This is a genomic window from Flavobacterium praedii (assembly GCF_026810365.1).
GTDB classification, from domain to species: domain Bacteria; phylum Bacteroidota; class Bacteroidia; order Flavobacteriales; family Flavobacteriaceae; genus Flavobacterium; species Flavobacterium praedii.
On record NZ_CP113948.1, the window covers coordinates 3,607,460 to 3,622,500 of the forward strand.

The 15,041-nt window shown below is 36.7% G+C and carries 9 protein-coding genes, 1 tRNA gene and 1 rRNA gene; 4 read left to right on the forward strand and 7 right to left on the reverse strand.

The genetic code is table 11. From position 1 onward, the window contains the following. Window positions 1–26: 26 nt before the first annotated feature. The 3 genes from OYT91_RS15305 to OYT91_RS15315 all read right to left on the reverse strand — a co-directional run bounded on the left by OYT91_RS15305 (window position 27) and on the right by OYT91_RS15315 (window position 3,348). Window positions 27–1,127, reverse strand: coding sequence for a DUF4407 domain-containing protein (locus tag OYT91_RS15305; RefSeq protein ID WP_281238651.1), 1,101 nt, complete (start codon window positions 1,125–1,127; stop codon window positions 27–29). 153 nt (window positions 1,128–1,280) lie between these two features. Then, a complete protein-coding gene (gene pckA / locus OYT91_RS15310; protein ID WP_281238652.1) occupies window positions 1,281–2,882 on the reverse strand; it encodes a phosphoenolpyruvate carboxykinase (ATP) in 1,602 nt (533 codons plus the stop codon). A gap of 64 nt (window positions 2,883–2,946) precedes the next feature. After that, window positions 2,947–3,348: a DUF423 domain-containing protein gene (locus OYT91_RS15315; protein WP_281238653.1), complete on the reverse strand. Its 402-nt coding sequence runs from the start codon at window positions 3,346–3,348 to the stop codon at window positions 2,947–2,949. Window positions 3,349–3,661: 313 nt separating this feature from the next. Between OYT91_RS15315 and OYT91_RS15320 the strand changes: the two genes are divergently transcribed. Further along, window positions 3,662–5,032 carry a saccharopine dehydrogenase family protein gene (locus OYT91_RS15320; protein WP_281238654.1) on the forward strand — a complete coding sequence of 457 codons (1,371 nt, stop codon included), beginning with the start codon at window positions 3,662–3,664 and terminating at the stop codon, window positions 5,030–5,032. A gap of 84 nt (window positions 5,033–5,116) precedes the next feature. Here OYT91_RS15320 and OYT91_RS15325 read toward each other — a convergent pair whose 3' ends face one another. The 4 genes from OYT91_RS15325 to OYT91_RS15340 all read right to left on the reverse strand — a co-directional run bounded on the left by OYT91_RS15325 (window position 5,117) and on the right by OYT91_RS15340 (window position 9,020). Next, entirely contained in the window at window positions 5,117–6,460 is a 1,344-nt protein-coding gene (locus OYT91_RS15325; RefSeq protein WP_281238655.1) for a M56 family metallopeptidase, read from the reverse strand. Continuing rightward, window positions 6,457–6,828 carry a BlaI/MecI/CopY family transcriptional regulator gene (locus tag OYT91_RS15330; RefSeq protein WP_281238656.1) on the reverse strand — a complete coding sequence of 124 codons (372 nt, stop codon included), beginning with the start codon at window positions 6,826–6,828 and terminating at the stop codon, window positions 6,457–6,459. The genes OYT91_RS15325 and OYT91_RS15330 overlap by 4 nt, the downstream gene beginning before the upstream one ends. A 53-nt stretch (window positions 6,829–6,881) precedes the next feature. Next, window positions 6,882–7,307: a toxin-antitoxin system YwqK family antitoxin gene (locus tag OYT91_RS15335; RefSeq protein ID WP_269224056.1), complete on the reverse strand. Its 426-nt coding sequence runs from the start codon at window positions 7,305–7,307 to the stop codon at window positions 6,882–6,884. Between the two features lie 324 nt (window positions 7,308–7,631). After that, window positions 7,632–9,020: a dipeptidase gene (locus OYT91_RS15340; protein ID WP_281238657.1), complete on the reverse strand. Its 1,389-nt coding sequence runs from the start codon at window positions 9,018–9,020 to the stop codon at window positions 7,632–7,634. A gap of 108 nt (window positions 9,021–9,128) precedes the next feature. On the opposite strand from OYT91_RS15340, the gene OYT91_RS15345 reads away from it, so the two are divergent. The 3 genes from OYT91_RS15345 (at window position 9,129) to OYT91_RS15355 (ending at window position 15,012) form a co-directional block, all read left to right on the forward strand. Continuing rightward, window positions 9,129–9,210: transfer RNA gene (locus OYT91_RS15345), tRNA-Leu, on the forward strand. A 512-nt stretch (window positions 9,211–9,722) separates the two neighbouring features. Beyond that, window positions 9,723–10,778 (forward strand): glycoside hydrolase family 130 protein, encoded by a 1,056-nt coding sequence (locus tag OYT91_RS15350; protein ID WP_281238658.1) that lies wholly within the window; start codon window positions 9,723–9,725, stop codon window positions 10,776–10,778. Between the two features lie 2,720 nt (window positions 10,779–13,498). Then, window positions 13,499–15,012: ribosomal RNA gene (locus OYT91_RS15355) — 16S ribosomal RNA — on the forward strand. Window positions 15,013–15,041 lie beyond the last annotated feature (29 nt).

The window sequence follows — 15,041 nt, forward strand, 5'->3', positions numbered from 1 at the left end:
CAGTTAATGCTGAAAGGCTTACTTAATTATAATGTTTTCATTTGCTTCTCCACAAAATTATTCGATTGCTGCTCTAATAATTCGGTTGCATTCTTTCTTTGCAAATTATAAAGCTGTTTATCTTCGGCAATATCAGCATAAACTTTATCATGCATCGTTGCACTGGTTTTTATTAAGAGCTGACGTTGGTATTTGTCTTGTTCGATAGTAGCTTTGAGTGCCGTTTCTAAGTCTTCCAATTTATAATCATATTCTCCTCTTGGGGATAGTAATTTTGCAATAATAGGAGAGGTTTCTATTGCCAAAAACAATAGCATAATAAAAAAGGAAGGAAGCCAAGGCAATTTATTCAAGGCATTTATTCGAGCCATCAATCCATCAAATCCATCAATGATAGGTTGCGTTTCAGTTACTTTTTTGTCCAAATCGGTTTGCAAAGTTTTAGTTCCTTTTTCCAAAACAGCAATTTTGGCCAAATTGTTTTTCCGAATGGTATCCAATTCATTTTTTGCCAAATCGTGTTTGGCTATTTTTTCTTTAAAAACGGGGCCTTTGCCTAGTTTTTTTGTACCGGCAGTTCCTTCAGCTTCCTTAATGTAGGTTTCATAGAGTGTGTTTACTTCCTTTTCTTTTGCTATGATTTCTGCTTTTAGACTTGTAATTTCGGTTTTGTTCTTGGCTAAATCCGATTGAAAATAGTTAGCGACTTCTTTTTTGTTGTTTAAGGCCATCGCATTTTTTTCTTTTAATAAAACCGTATTGATTTCTTTTTCAAAAATTTTGATTTCCAAAGGTTTTGAAATCACAATAGCAATGATGAAAGCCAATATAATTCGTGGAGTAGCTTGCAGAAACTCATTGGCAAAACTATCTCTTTTTCGAATAGTGGAGACAATAAAACGATCTAGATTAAAAATGAGTAAACTCCATACAAAGCCAAAAAGTAAAGCGGGAACAACGTTGTCAAAAACGGTAAAAAGGGCATAAGCGCTGGCAATAAAAGCCATTACAGCAGTAAAAAAAACAGTGGCACCAATACCAACAAATTTGGTTTGTTCGCCATCAGAGCAGCCTTCAAGTAGCTTCTTGTCGGCCCCTGAGCAGAGGATGAAAAATTGTTTTAACATGATTGATTTGATTTTTGATTGATGATGCAAATTTAAGGCCAAAAAGTTAATATAGACCTAAAATGTTGATTTGTTTTTGGTTATATTTTTAATTCAAAAAAAAAAAAGAGCTGTTCAGTAACGAACAGCTCTTTTAATAAATTAATAATAAACTTAGGCAATCGGCGCACCAGCCAAAATTTCGGCATTGGCGAATTCTTTAAATTTAGCAAAATTCTCTTCAAATTTTTGAGCCAGTTCACTGGCTTTTTTATCGTATAATTCCTTGTCTTCCCAAGTATTTCTAGGATTTAAAATTTCGATTGGAACATTTGGACAAGCTTGTGGAATAGCAATTCCAAATACGTCATGATTTACAAATTCAACAGTATCCAATTCTCCATTTAAAGCTGCAGTAATCATGGCACGAGTGTATTTCAATTTCATTCTACTTCCTGTACCATAAGGGCCGCCAGTCCATCCTGTATTGATAAGCCAAACTTTTACATTGGCATCTTTCATTTTTTTGCTCAACATTTCGGCATATTTTGTTGGATGCAGTGGCATGAATGGAGCACCAAAACAAGCTGAAAAATTGGGTTGAGGTTCAGTAACTCCTGCTTCAGTTCCAGCTACTTTTGCGGTATATCCAGATATAAAATGATAGGCCGCTTGTCCAGCAGTTAATTTTGAAATTGGAGGTAAAATTCCATAAGCATCTGCCGTTAAGAAAAATATGTTTTTTGGGTTTTCCCCAATAGATCCTGGTTGAATGTTATCAATATGCTCGATAGGGTAGCTAACTCTTGTGTTTTGCGTGATGGAAACATCTTCAAAATCAACTTCATTGGTTCCTGATTTGAAAACAATATTTTCAAGAATGGCTCCTTTTTTGATAGCTCTAAAAATATCAGGTTCGTTCTCCTCAGTAAGATTGATTACTTTGGCATAACAGCCTCCTTCAAAATTGAAAACGGTATTCTCATTTGTCCATCCATGCTCATCATCACCAATTAATTTTCTCTCAGGATCTGCAGATAAAGTTGTTTTCCCTGTTCCTGATAAACCAAAAAAGATGGCTGTATCTCCATTTTTTCCAACATTAGCGCTACAATGCATTGGCAATGTATTTTTGAAAACTGGTAAAATAAAGTTCAAAGCCGAAAAAATCCCTTTTTTCATTTCTCCGGTATATCCTGTACCACCAATTAAAGCAATCTTTTTTGTGAAATCTAAAATAGCAAAATTGCCTTGACGTGTTCCGTCGATTACTGGATCTGCAACAAAACCAGCTGCACAAATTACGGTCCACTCAGGAGTAAAATGCTCTAGCTCTTCTTTTGTAAGTCTCAAAAACATATTGTGACAAAACAAATTGGCCCAGGCAGTTTCTGTTACCACACGCACATTTAATTTGTAATTGGTGTCTGCGCAAACATAAGCATCTCTTACAAATACTTCTTTGTTTGATAAGTACGTAGTCACTTTTTTGTATAAAGCATCAAATGCTGTAGGCTCAAACGGAATATTTACTTTACCCCACCATACTTTGTCTTGGGTGATGCTATCTTTAACAATAAAACGGTCTTGTGGAGAGCGTCCAGTAAATTCTCCTGTAAGAACTGCTAAAGCTCCAGTAGAATTTTCAACTCCTTGTCCAGTTTGAATAGTAATGTCTTGTAACTCATTTGGAGTCAGCTGATATTGAATCGTTGCATTTTCAATTCCCAATTCTTTTAACGAAATCGATTTCGCAATTAAGGCGTAGTTGTCCATAAAAATAAATATTTTTGAGTGTTGTTTATTTCACTGCAAAAGTATAATTATTTTTTTATTCTATTTAAATATTATTTTTCTTTTTTTTAGGCGCTATTAAGTCAAATATTAAAACAAACCATGCTGAAATAAGAAATAAACCACCAACAGGAGTAATGAAACCCATCATTTTGAAGTCAATATGGGTCAAAGAGTTGGTCGCAAGGAAATAAATAGAGACAGAAAAAAAAATCACTCCATAAACAACTAAATTATAGATTCTTTTTTTGATTTTTTGATTGATTATCGTAGTCGTTCCAATAAATAATAAAAATAAAGCATGGTACATTTGATACCGTACACCCGTCTCAAAAGTGGTGAGTTGTTCTACAGACAGTACTTTTTTTAGGGCATGTGCTCCAAAAGCACCTAATATTATAGCAACCATTCCAAATAGTGCGGCTGTTGTAACTATTTTTTTATCCATTTTTTATGTATTTTTCTTAGACAAAAGTATTCTATTATTTTTAAAGAAAAAGAATTTATGGCTGAACTTTGAACGTATTTTTTTTAAACATTATTGCATAATTTACTTAGGTTTTATTCGTTTTTAAGAAAAACTAAATTTTATTTAAAATGTTTTTTCAAAAACAACTTGTTATAAATACAACAATATTGTATGTTTGTGTTATAATTATGTATTTCATTACGAATAATACAATTTTAAATAAAGATAAAAATATCCGCTTTTTATTTAATGGCAGAATCTTTTAATCGCGATTGTAAAATAAAGACAACTCATGAGAACAATTCTTATTATTGGTGCAGGAAGATCGGCTTCTTCTTTGATTCAATATCTTTTGAATAAATCGGAATCAGAAAATTTGCATCTTGTAATTGCTGATTTATCTTTGGCTTTAGCCGAAAAAAAGACAAAAAATCATCCGAATGCTACTCCTATTGCTTTGGATATATTAGATAAGGAGCAAAGGGGGAAAGCCATTCAAAACGCAACTATAGTAATTTCGATGTTGCCCGCTCACCTCCATATAGAAGTAGCTAAAGATTGTATTGTTTATAAAAAACATCTGGTTACTGCATCCTATATAAGTGATACGATGCAAGAATTGGATGAACAAGCCAAAGCAAACGGCCTAATTTTTATGAATGAAATTGGACTTGATCCTGGAATTGATCATATGAGTGCGATGAAAGTAATTGATGAAATTAGGGATCAAGGTGGAAAAATGCTTTTGTTTGAATCTTTTTGTGGTGGTCTTGTAGCTCCTGAATCGGATACTAATCTTTGGAATTACAAATTTACTTGGGCACCAAGAAATGTTGTGCTTGCTGGACAAGGCGGTGCAGCAAAATTTATTCAGGAAGGGGCTTATAAATACATCCCTTATACGAGTTTGTTTCGAAGAACAGAGTTTTTAGAAGTAGAAGGGTACGGTAAATTTGAAGCGTATTCGAACAGGGATTCACTGAAATATAGAAGTGTTTACGGCCTTGATGATGTGCTTACCTTATATAGAGGAACTATTCGTAGAGTTGGTTTTTCCAAAGCTTGGAATATGTTTGTTCAATTAGGAATGACAGATGATAGTTATAGTATGGAAAACACGGAGAATATGACTTACAGACAATTTGTAAATTCCTTTCTGCCTTACCATCCAACTGATTCCGTCGAAATTAAAATGCGTTTGATTCTAAAAATTGATCAAGATGATATCATGTGGGATAAGCTATTGGAATTGGATTTATTCAATCGCAATAAAAAAGTAGGGTTAAAAGATGCTACACCTGCTCAGATTCTTGAAAAAATATTAGCCGAAAGTTGGTCGTTACAGCCCAATGATAAGGATATGATTGTAATGTATCACAAATTTGGATACGTTCTTAATGGAGAAGAAAAACAAATTGATTCCAAAATGGTTTGCATTGGCGATGATCAAACCTATACTGCAATGGCAAAAACAGTGGGATTGCCGGTAGCGATGGCTACTTTGTTGATATTAAATGGAAAAATAAAAACACCAGGTGTGCAACTTCCTATTCGAAAAGAAGTATATCAGCCAATTTTGAAAGAATTGGAAGAATATGGTGTGCTGTTCCATGAGCAGGACATGCCCTATGTGGGATACAATCCCGATAAAGTTTTTAGTTAAGGTTTTTTTTAATTTTTTTTAGATTTTTTTTTAGATTTTTTTTATTCAAATCCGCTCCGAAAGAGGCGGATTTGTTGCTATTATCTATTTGTTTTCTGGTTCCATCTGAATTGGCAAACTGTATTTTACCCTTACCATCTCATTTTTTTCTTTTCCTGGTATCCATTTTGGAGATAATTTTAATACTCGAATAGCTTCATCCGCAGTTCCAAAACCCATATCCTTTAGAACCTCGAATTCAGAAAGTGTTCCGTCTTTTTCTACTATAAAAGTCAAAAAAACTTTACCACCAGTTTTTAATTCTGCAGGGACTTTAAAATTGGTGCCAATAAATTTATAAAATTCTAAAACTCCTCCTGGAAATTCTGGTTGTGTTATCTCCGTTATAGGATTGGCTTCAGTATTAATAGAATCTATAATTTGATTTTTTTGGGCTATATTTTTTTCTATTATAGTTGGATTTAATGTATTTGTTTCTTGAAGAGATTCTTTTTTAATTGTAAGTTTTTCTTTTTGAATTTCATTTTTGGAAATGCTGTTTTTAGTCTGAACTAAATGTATGGATGGGTTTTCTCTAGCCACAGTTTTAATTGAAATACAATAGAAAACAGCACCGAAAACTGGAATTAAAGCGATTTGTTTTAGAATGGCTTCGGTTTGTGTTGTGCTTTTTGTCATCATAAGAAGTCTTTTTTTGGTCGCTAAAAAGGTTAAGTTGCTAACTAAAAGAAGAGGCTGCTTTACATTTGCTTTGGATACCAGTAAAGATTGATAAAACGGAATGTTTTCATAAGAGCGTATCACAAATTCATCGGCCAAGAATTCATGGTTGAGTTGAATGGCTTTTTTATAAAAAATGAAAATCGGGTTAAACCAAAATATTGTTTTCAAAAATTCGATTAATAGAACGTCCAAAGTGTGAATCTGCCTTACATGTGTAAGTTCATGAGCATATAATTCAGCTTCGATGTTTCTGTTGTTATAATCAGTTTCATTAATGAAGATATAATTAAGAAAAGTATATGGAAGTGTTTTTTCTGGTATCAAAACGAGTTTGGCATTATGATAATCTAGCGTTGTATTCGTTTTTATTTTGGCAGTGATTTTTAGAATATTCCTAATGAATCGAATACACAAAAACAGTGTAATTATTCCGTAAATTATCCAAAGCCAATAAGTGGTATAATTTGTTTCTTTTATTATTTGTGAGTTTCCTTGTGAAAACAGAATACTTGTTGGATTTTTCGCAGCCTTTATAATTTCGGTTGCTATTTCAATTGTAATGAATGGCAGTGCGAAAGATAAAGCAATACTAAATAGTAAATAAAACCTATTGAAGCGATGCATCTTTTCTTTTGCCAATATGAATTGATAAACAGCAAGTAGCACGAATAAACTTAGTGTGGATTTAAGTAGAAAATCTATCATTTTTTCTTTTTTTGAATTTCACTATCAATTATTTTCTTGAGTTCTTCCAATTCTGATGCTGATAAATTGGTTTCGGTGGTAAAGAATGAAGCAAATTGAGAAGCCGAATTGTTAAAGAAATTGCTAATCAATCCGTTTACGTGTTTCGAGAAATAATCGGTTTTTTTGACCAATGGATAATATTGTCTTGAGTTTCCAAATTCGTTATAAGCAACGAATTTCTTGTCAATCATTCTCTTTAGTAAAGTGGCAACTGTTGTTGTTGCGGGTTTGGGTTCTGAGTAAGCTTCAAGCAAGTTTTTCATAAAAGCTTTCTCGAGTTGCCAAAGATGTTCCATTAATTGCTCTTCGGAGTTGGATAGTTGCATGTTTTATTTTTTTATATTTATAATTGAAATTGCCATTGCCTTTGAAATTGTAATTATTGAATCAGTTCTACTTCGGAAATTAATTCTCCATTATTGTATTTTTTTACAATAGTTGGTTTTCCTTTTTCATTGTAGAAATTCCAAATTCCATCATAAAACCAATGAATTTCAATATTATTTGTGGTTGTTTTGGTATGTCCTTTTGATTGAATTTTTCCGTTTTCAAAATAGGTTTTTGTTTTGCAAATGGTTCCCTTGTATTTTTCTCTTTTGATAATTTTTCCATTTAAGTAATAACGCCACTTTTTTATGGGATCATCATTTTTATACTTTCCAACCGATTTGTATTGTGTGCTGTCAATTGAATATTGTTCAATCCAAAGCCCTTCTCTTTTCTTGTTTACCTTTTGATTGATGGGAGCTGTTTTGCATCCAATAAGGCTAAATATAAAACATAAAGTAATGAATAAGTGTTTCATGAATTGATTTTGCTCTACAGAAATAGATGATACTCTACAAATGTAGAATAAAAAATAATTCAGCAAAATTTTTTGAATGTTTTTTTTTCATAAAATATCTATCGTTTGTGTATTTTAATTTTAAATATCAATATCTTATGGATTCGAAAAGCCCTAGCCCTGATAGAAGTGAAAATCCTTATGAGTCTCGTTTTTTTTTAACGAGACTCATAAGATTGTAACGAATAGCAGGAAATTGCTCCCAATTAAAATCAAAGTTATTTTGAGTAAAGTGCAAAAAAAATCCGCTCACTGGGAACGGATTTAGTTAGTACTGAAGAAGTTTTATTTGCATAGCTCCACAAAATATTTGTAAAATAACGGAATGGTTTCAATCCCTTTCAGATAATTGAAAATTCCAAAATGTTCGTTTGGTGAGTGAATGGCATCACTGTCAAGACCAAATCCCATAAGTATTGTTTTGCTTTTCAGCTCTTTTTCGAACAAGGCAACAATAGGAATACTTCCTCCTGAACGTACCGGAATTGCGGGAACACCAAAGGTTTCGGTGTAAGCCATATTGGCTGCTTTGTAACCGATGCTATCTATTGGAGTCACATAGCCCTGACCTCCGTGATGAGGAGTAACTTTTACGGTAACTCCCGCGGGAGCAATATTGATGAAATGTTTGGTGAACAAGTCAGTGATGACTTCCCAATCTTGGTTGGGTACTAATCGCATCGAGATTTTGGCGAAAGCCTTACTTGCTATTACTGTTTTTGCACCTTCTCCTGTATAGCCTCCCCAAATTCCGTTTACATCCAATGTTGGGCGAATTGAGTTTCTTTCGTTGGTCACATAGCCGCTTTCTCCATAAATATCGTTTAGGTTCAATGCTTTTTTGTAGTTTTCAAGACTAAACGGTGCTTTGGCCATCTCTGCTCTTTCTTCCAGAGATAATTCTTCTACATTATAATAAAATCCTGGAATGGTAATGTGGTTGTTTTCATCATGTAAAGAAGCAATCATTTTTGCCAAAACGTTAATTGGATTAGCAACGGCACCTCCATATAGTCCAGAGTGTAAATCACGATTTGGCCCTGTAACTTCAACTTCTACATAGCTCAAACCACGAAGACCCGTAGTGATAGATGGTTGCTGATTGGAGATCATTCCAGTGTCTGAAATTAAAATCACATCGTTTCTAAGTTTTTCAGTGTTGTTTTCTACAAAGGTTTTAAGGTTGACACTTCCAACTTCTTCTTCACCTTCAATCATGAATTTCACGTTGCAAGGCAATGAATTAGTCTGGATCATATATTCAAAAGCTTTTACATGCATGTACATTTGACCTTTGTCATCACAAGCTCCGCGCGCAAAAATAGCGCCTTCTGGATGTATCTCGGTTTCTTTTATGATTGGTTCAAATGGTGGGGAAGTCCAAAGTTCTATTGGATCTGCAGGTTGAACATCATAGTGGCCGTAAACCAAAACAGTAGGTAATTTTGGATCGATTGTTTTCTCTCCATAGACAATTGGGTAGCCTGCAGTTTCGCAAATTTCGACCAAATCGCATCCAGCTTTTACTAAACTTTCTTTTACAGCCATTGCAGTGTCAAGAACATCTTGTGAAAAAGCGGTGTCGGCACTTACAGAAGGAATTTTTAATAATTCAATTAACTCGTTGATAAAGCGATCTTTGTGTTTTGTAACATATAATTTTATATCATCCATGGAATCAAATTTTTTTAATGCATCAAAAATACAAAAAATAGAATGAATATTTTTTTAAAAAAACCTTTGAAAATTGGAAGATATGATTATCTTTGCACCCACAATTACGCGGATATGGTGAAATTGGTAGACATGCCAGACTTAGGATCTGGTGCCGCAAGGCGTGTAGGTTCGAGTCCTATTATCCGCACAAAAGCCCAAACTTACGTTTGGGCTTTTTTTTATGAAAATAGGTAAGGAGTTTACTTTTTTTTTAAGGTTTGTACGATTAAAATAAAATGGATCCCAAAAAACAGCTTCTGCATAAATCTGCAAAATCGGAGTGAATATAAAAATAGCATTTTCTTGATGTAACGGAATTGCTCTTAATTCCCAACTTTCGAACTTGAACCCGACTTCTTTTATGCAATCAAAAGTTTCTGTACTCTAAAAGCTTTTTCTGTTTTATTTATCTTGTTAGTAAAATCCTCCGTATCTTAGTGTGATTAAATCGGTTAGAAGCAATAAATCTAAATTTCATTAATTCTGTTTTATAAATTCAAGCTGATTTGTGAAAGCTGTTTTGGTTTTTTAAATTTCTTAATAAATTAATTTAGAATGGTATGAAATCGCCATGAAAGAAGCTGTTGCAAGCACCAATGAAGATCTGGCGATACCTCCCGATAGCTATCGAGATCCATAAAAAACAAATAGTATCTGTATATGAAAGATATTGCTAAACGTTTTCCTGAAAATCCATTATTATCCCCCGCAGATATAGTACCCAGTCAGGAGGGTTTGCAAGTAGCTTGTCTTCTTAATCCAGGCGTTTTTCAATTTGATGGTAAAATTTGGATGATTGTTCGTGTTGCCGAAAGACCGGAACAAAGAGGGGATGCAATTTCATTTCCAATTTTAACAGAAACTGGGGTCAAGATCATAAATATCCCCATTGACGATCCGGAATTAAATGCCAAAGATGCTAGAGTTATTAAGTACAAGGGAATCGATTATTTGACAACTTTATCTCATTTAAGATTAGTTTGCAGTCAAGATGGTCGTAAATTTATCGAACCAGAAGGCTATTACCCATTAATAGGTCAAGGTCTTTTGGAATCATTCGGAATAGAAGATTGTAGAGTGTCCTACCTAGATGGGGTTTATTATTTAACATATACCGCAGTGTCTCCCAATGGCGTTGGCGTTGGTTTGCGGACAACGAGAGACTGGAAAAATTTTCGATCTCATGGAATGATTTTTCCTCCACATAATAAGGACTGCGCTATTTTTGAAGAAAAAATAAAAGGAATGTTTTTTGCTTTACATCGCCCGAGTAGTCTTGAGATTGGAGGGAATTTTATTTGGATAGCCTCTTCAATAGACGGTATTCATTGGGGGAATCATCAATGTATCTTGAAAACAAGAGAAAACTCATGGGATAGTTCTAGAATTGGGGCAGGAGCTTCTCCTATAAAGACCGAGCAAGGTTGGCTCTCTATATATCATGGTGCTAATCGCGATAATCAGTATTGTCTGGGAGCTTTTTTGATGGATTTACAAGATCCTTCAAAAGTAATTGCAAGAACCTTAGTTCCCATTATGATGCCAATAGAAGAATATGAACTGGCAGGATTCTTCGGAAAGGTAGTTTTTACTAACGGTCATGTCAAAAGTCCAGATAATGATACACTAATAGTATATTACGGCGCTTCTGATGAATTTGTTTGTGGAGCCGAATTCTCAATCAAGGAAATCATTTCGCTATTGCAGTATAGTTAATGAATTCTGGCTACAAATAATATTCAATATCGTTTAGATACTATTTTACAAAAGGCATCGCGAATTCTCTCCTATCCATAATCACGAAAATTTCAACCATCAAAGCCATTCGATTTGATTAAAGATTAATCTTAGTTTAGGTAAGGAGCTTCAACCTGCTATCCGCTTCAATCTTATGAGCCGAACACCGGCTCATAAGGATTTCCACTACTATCAGGGCTAGGACATTCGTTTTCATGAGATCGTATTCATAAATAAAACAACACCTAATATATAGGTAAAGAAGAAACAAAGAAAATCCACGCCTTCGCATTAGTGAATCCGTCAAATCCGCTTCCCACCGCACCGAATTAGATTAAGTTAAGCTTTGTTTTTCTCGCCAAGACGCCAAGACGCCAAGTTTAGAACAGTTTTCTTTGCGCCTTCGCGCCTTTGCGAGAACTGTATTTATCAATAGGACACAGCAATACAGAGCTAGAAAAACCACCTTATATTAAGGAAGGGAATAAAAATCCGCGCTCCTCCGCGCCTTCGCATTAGCGAATCAATAAAATCCGCTTCCCACTGCGCCGAATTAGATTGAGTTAAGCTTTGTTTTTCTCGTAAAGACGCAAAGGCGCCAAGTTTAGAACAGTTTTCTTCGCGCCTTCGCGCCTTTGCGAGAACTGTATTTTTTAATAGGACACAGTTATAGAGAGGTACAAAGACCACATTATATTAAGGAAGGGAATAAAAATCCGCGCTCCTCCGTGCCTTCGCATTAGCGAATCAATAAAATCCGCTTCCCACCGCGCCGAATTAGATTGAGTTAAGCTTTGTTTTTCTCGTCAAGACGCCAAGGCGTCAAGTTTAGAACAGTTTTATTTGCGCCTTCGCGCCTTTGCGAGAACTGTATTTTTTAATAGGACACAGCTATAGAGAGGTACAAAGACCACATTATATTAAGGAAGGGAATAAAAATCCGCGCTCCTCCGCGCCTTCGCATTAGCGAATCCGTCAAATCCGCTTCCCACCGCGCCGAATTAGATTAAGTTAAGCTTTGTTTTTCTCGCCAAGACGCCAAGACGCCAAGTTTAGAACAGTTTTCTTTGCGCCTTCGCGCCTTTGCGAGACCTATATTTTTTAATAGGACACAGTTATAGAGAGGTACAAAGACCACATTATATTAAGGAAGGGAATAAAAATCCGCGCTCCTCCGCGCCTTCGCATTAGCGAATCCGTCAAATCCGCGTCCCACCGCGCCGAATTAGATTAAGTTAAGCTTTGTTTTTCTAGCCAAGACGCCAAGGTGCCAAGTTTAGAACTGTTTTCTTTGCTCCTCCGCGCCTTCGCATTAGCGAATCAATAAAATCCGCTTCCCACCGCGCCTAATTATATTGAGTTAAGCTTTGTTTTTCTAGCCAAGACGCCAAGGCGTCAAGTTTAGAATAGTTTTCTTTGCGCCTTCGCGCCTTTGCGAGACCTATATTCTATAATAAGATACAGCTATAAAAGCCCCACTATATAAAGGAGGGAATAAAAATCCGCGCTCCTCCGTGCCTTCGCATTAGCGAATCCGTTAAATCCGCTTCCCACCGCGCCTAATTATATTGAGTTAAGCTTTGTTTTTCTCGCCAAGACGCCAAGACGCCAAGTTTAGAACAGTTTTCTTTGCGCCTTCGCGCCTTTGCGAGACCTATATTTTTAATAGGACACAGCTATAAAAGCCCCACTATATAAAGGAGGGAATAAAAATCCGCGCTCCTCCGCGCCTTCGCATTAGCGAATCCGTCAAATCCGCGTCCCACCGCGCCGAATTAGATTAAGTTAAGCTTTGTTTTTCTCGCCAAGATGCCAAGGCACCAAGTTTAGAACAATTTTCTTTGCGCCTTCGCGCCTTTGCGAGAACTGTATTTTTTAATAGGACACAGCTATAGAGAGGTACAAAGACCACTTTATATTAAGGAAGGGAATATAAATCCGCGATCCTCCGTGCCTTCGCATTAGCGAATCCGTTAAATCCGCGTCCCAAAGAGTGATAAAAGTCTATTAGTAAAACCCAGGCGAATACAACCAGGAACAAAGAGTAGTACTAACAAGCCGTAAAAAGGGCAATACATCTGGTATTAATCCCTTCTGAAAAGGCACAAAAAGTAATAAAACCGTAAAAAGGGCCTAAAATTTTCAGTAAGAACGATGGATTTGATAAAAAAGGGGTTGTATAAAGCACAATATACCAATAGATTAAAAAATAAATCAAAAAAACCTCAAAAAAGTCATTGTTTAAAGGGATAAAGGGTCTACTTTTGCACCCGCAACAGCGACTAAGTTCTTTAAAACACTGACAAGTAATAAAAATCAAAAGAAAATTTATTTTCAAAAAAGATTGAAAAAAGCTTGTGGGAATTAAAAGAGTATGTTACTTTTGCACCCCGCTAAACGCGCAACGTTCGTTGAAAGACTGATAAGAAAAGAGAAGAAACTGGGAAAAATATTTTTCAAAAAAACTTCAAAAATTTCTTGCCAGTTATAAAAAGAATTGTTAGTTTTGCACCCGCTTGGAGAGACAACGAAAAGTGGATTAAACGATAAGAATACGTTCCTAGACATATTGAATTGACAGCCGTTTTAACAGAGATGTTAAAACAAAAGAATAAGAGTAATAGAATCGAAAGATTTGAGAATAGACCACTAGAATTGGAGTCGCATAATAATAGCTTAAGCAATTAAGCATACAATATACGATGAAGAGTTTGATCCTGGCTCAGGATGAACGCTAGCGGCAGGCTTAACACATGCAAGTCGAGGGGTATTGGTTTTCGGACCAAGAGACCGGCGCACGGGTGCGTAACGCGTATGCAATCTACCTTTCACAGAGGGATAGCCCAGAGAAATTTGGATTAATACCTCATAGTATAGCAGTTTCGCATGAAACCACTATTAAAGTCACAACGGTGAAAGATGAGCATGCGTCCCATTAGCTAGATGGTAAGGTAACGGCTTACCATGGCTACGATGGGTAGGGGTCCTGAGAGGGAGATCCCCCACACTGGTACTGAGACACGGACCAGACTCCTACGGGAGGCAGCAGTGAGGAATATTGGACAATGGGCGCAAGCCTGATCCAGCCATGCCGCGTGCAGGATGACGGTCCTATGGATTGTAAACTGCTTTTGCACAGGAAGAAACAACATTACGTGTAATGTCTTGACGGTACTGTGAGAATAAGGATCGGCTAACTCCGTGCCAGCAGCCGCGGTAATACGGAGGATCCAAGCGTTATCCGGAATCATTGGGTTTAAAGGGTCCGTAGGCGGTTTAGTAAGTCAGTGGTGAAAGCCCATCGCTCAACGGTGGAACGGCCATTGATACTGCTAGACTTGAATTATTAGGAAGTAACTAGAATATGTAGTGTAGCGGTGAAATGCTTAGAGATTACATGGAATACCAATTGCGAAGGCAGGTTACTACTAATGGATTGACGCTGATGGACGAAAGCGTGGGTAGCGAACAGGATTAGATACCCTGGTAGTCCACGCCGTAAACGATGGATACTAGCTGTTGGGAGCGATCTCAGTGGCTAAGCGAAAGTGATAAGTATCCCACCTGGGGAGTACGTTCGCAAGAATGAAACTCAAAGGAATTGACGGGGGCCCGCACAAGCGGTGGAGCATGTGGTTTAATTCGATGATACGCGAGGAACCTTACCAAGGCTTAAATGTAGATTGACCGGACTGGAAACAGTTTTTTCGCAAGACAATTTACAAGGTGCTGCATGGTTGTCGTCAGCTCGTGCCGTGAGGTGTCAGGTTAAGTCCTATAACGAGCGCAACCCCTGTTGTTAGTTGCCAGCGAGTCATGTCGGGAACTCTAACGAGACTGCCAGTGCAAACTGTGAGGAAGGTGGGGATGACGTCAAATCATCACGGCCCTTACGCCTTGGGCTACACACGTGCTACAATGGCCGGTACAGAGAGCAGCCACTGGGTGACCAGGAGCGAATCTACAAAACCGGTCACAGTTCGGATCGGAGTCTGCAACTCGACTCCGTGAAGCTGGAATCGCTAGTAATCGGATATCAGCCATGATCCGGTGAATACGTTCCCGGGCCTTGTACACACCGCCCGTCAAGCCATGGAAGCTGGGGGTGCCTGAAGTCGGTGACCGCAAGGAGCTGCCTAGGGTAAAACTGGTAACTAGGGCTAAGTCGTAACAAGGTAGCCGTACCGGAAGGTGCGGCTGGAACACCTCCTTTCTAGAGCTTTAGTGTTAGTTGAAAGACAC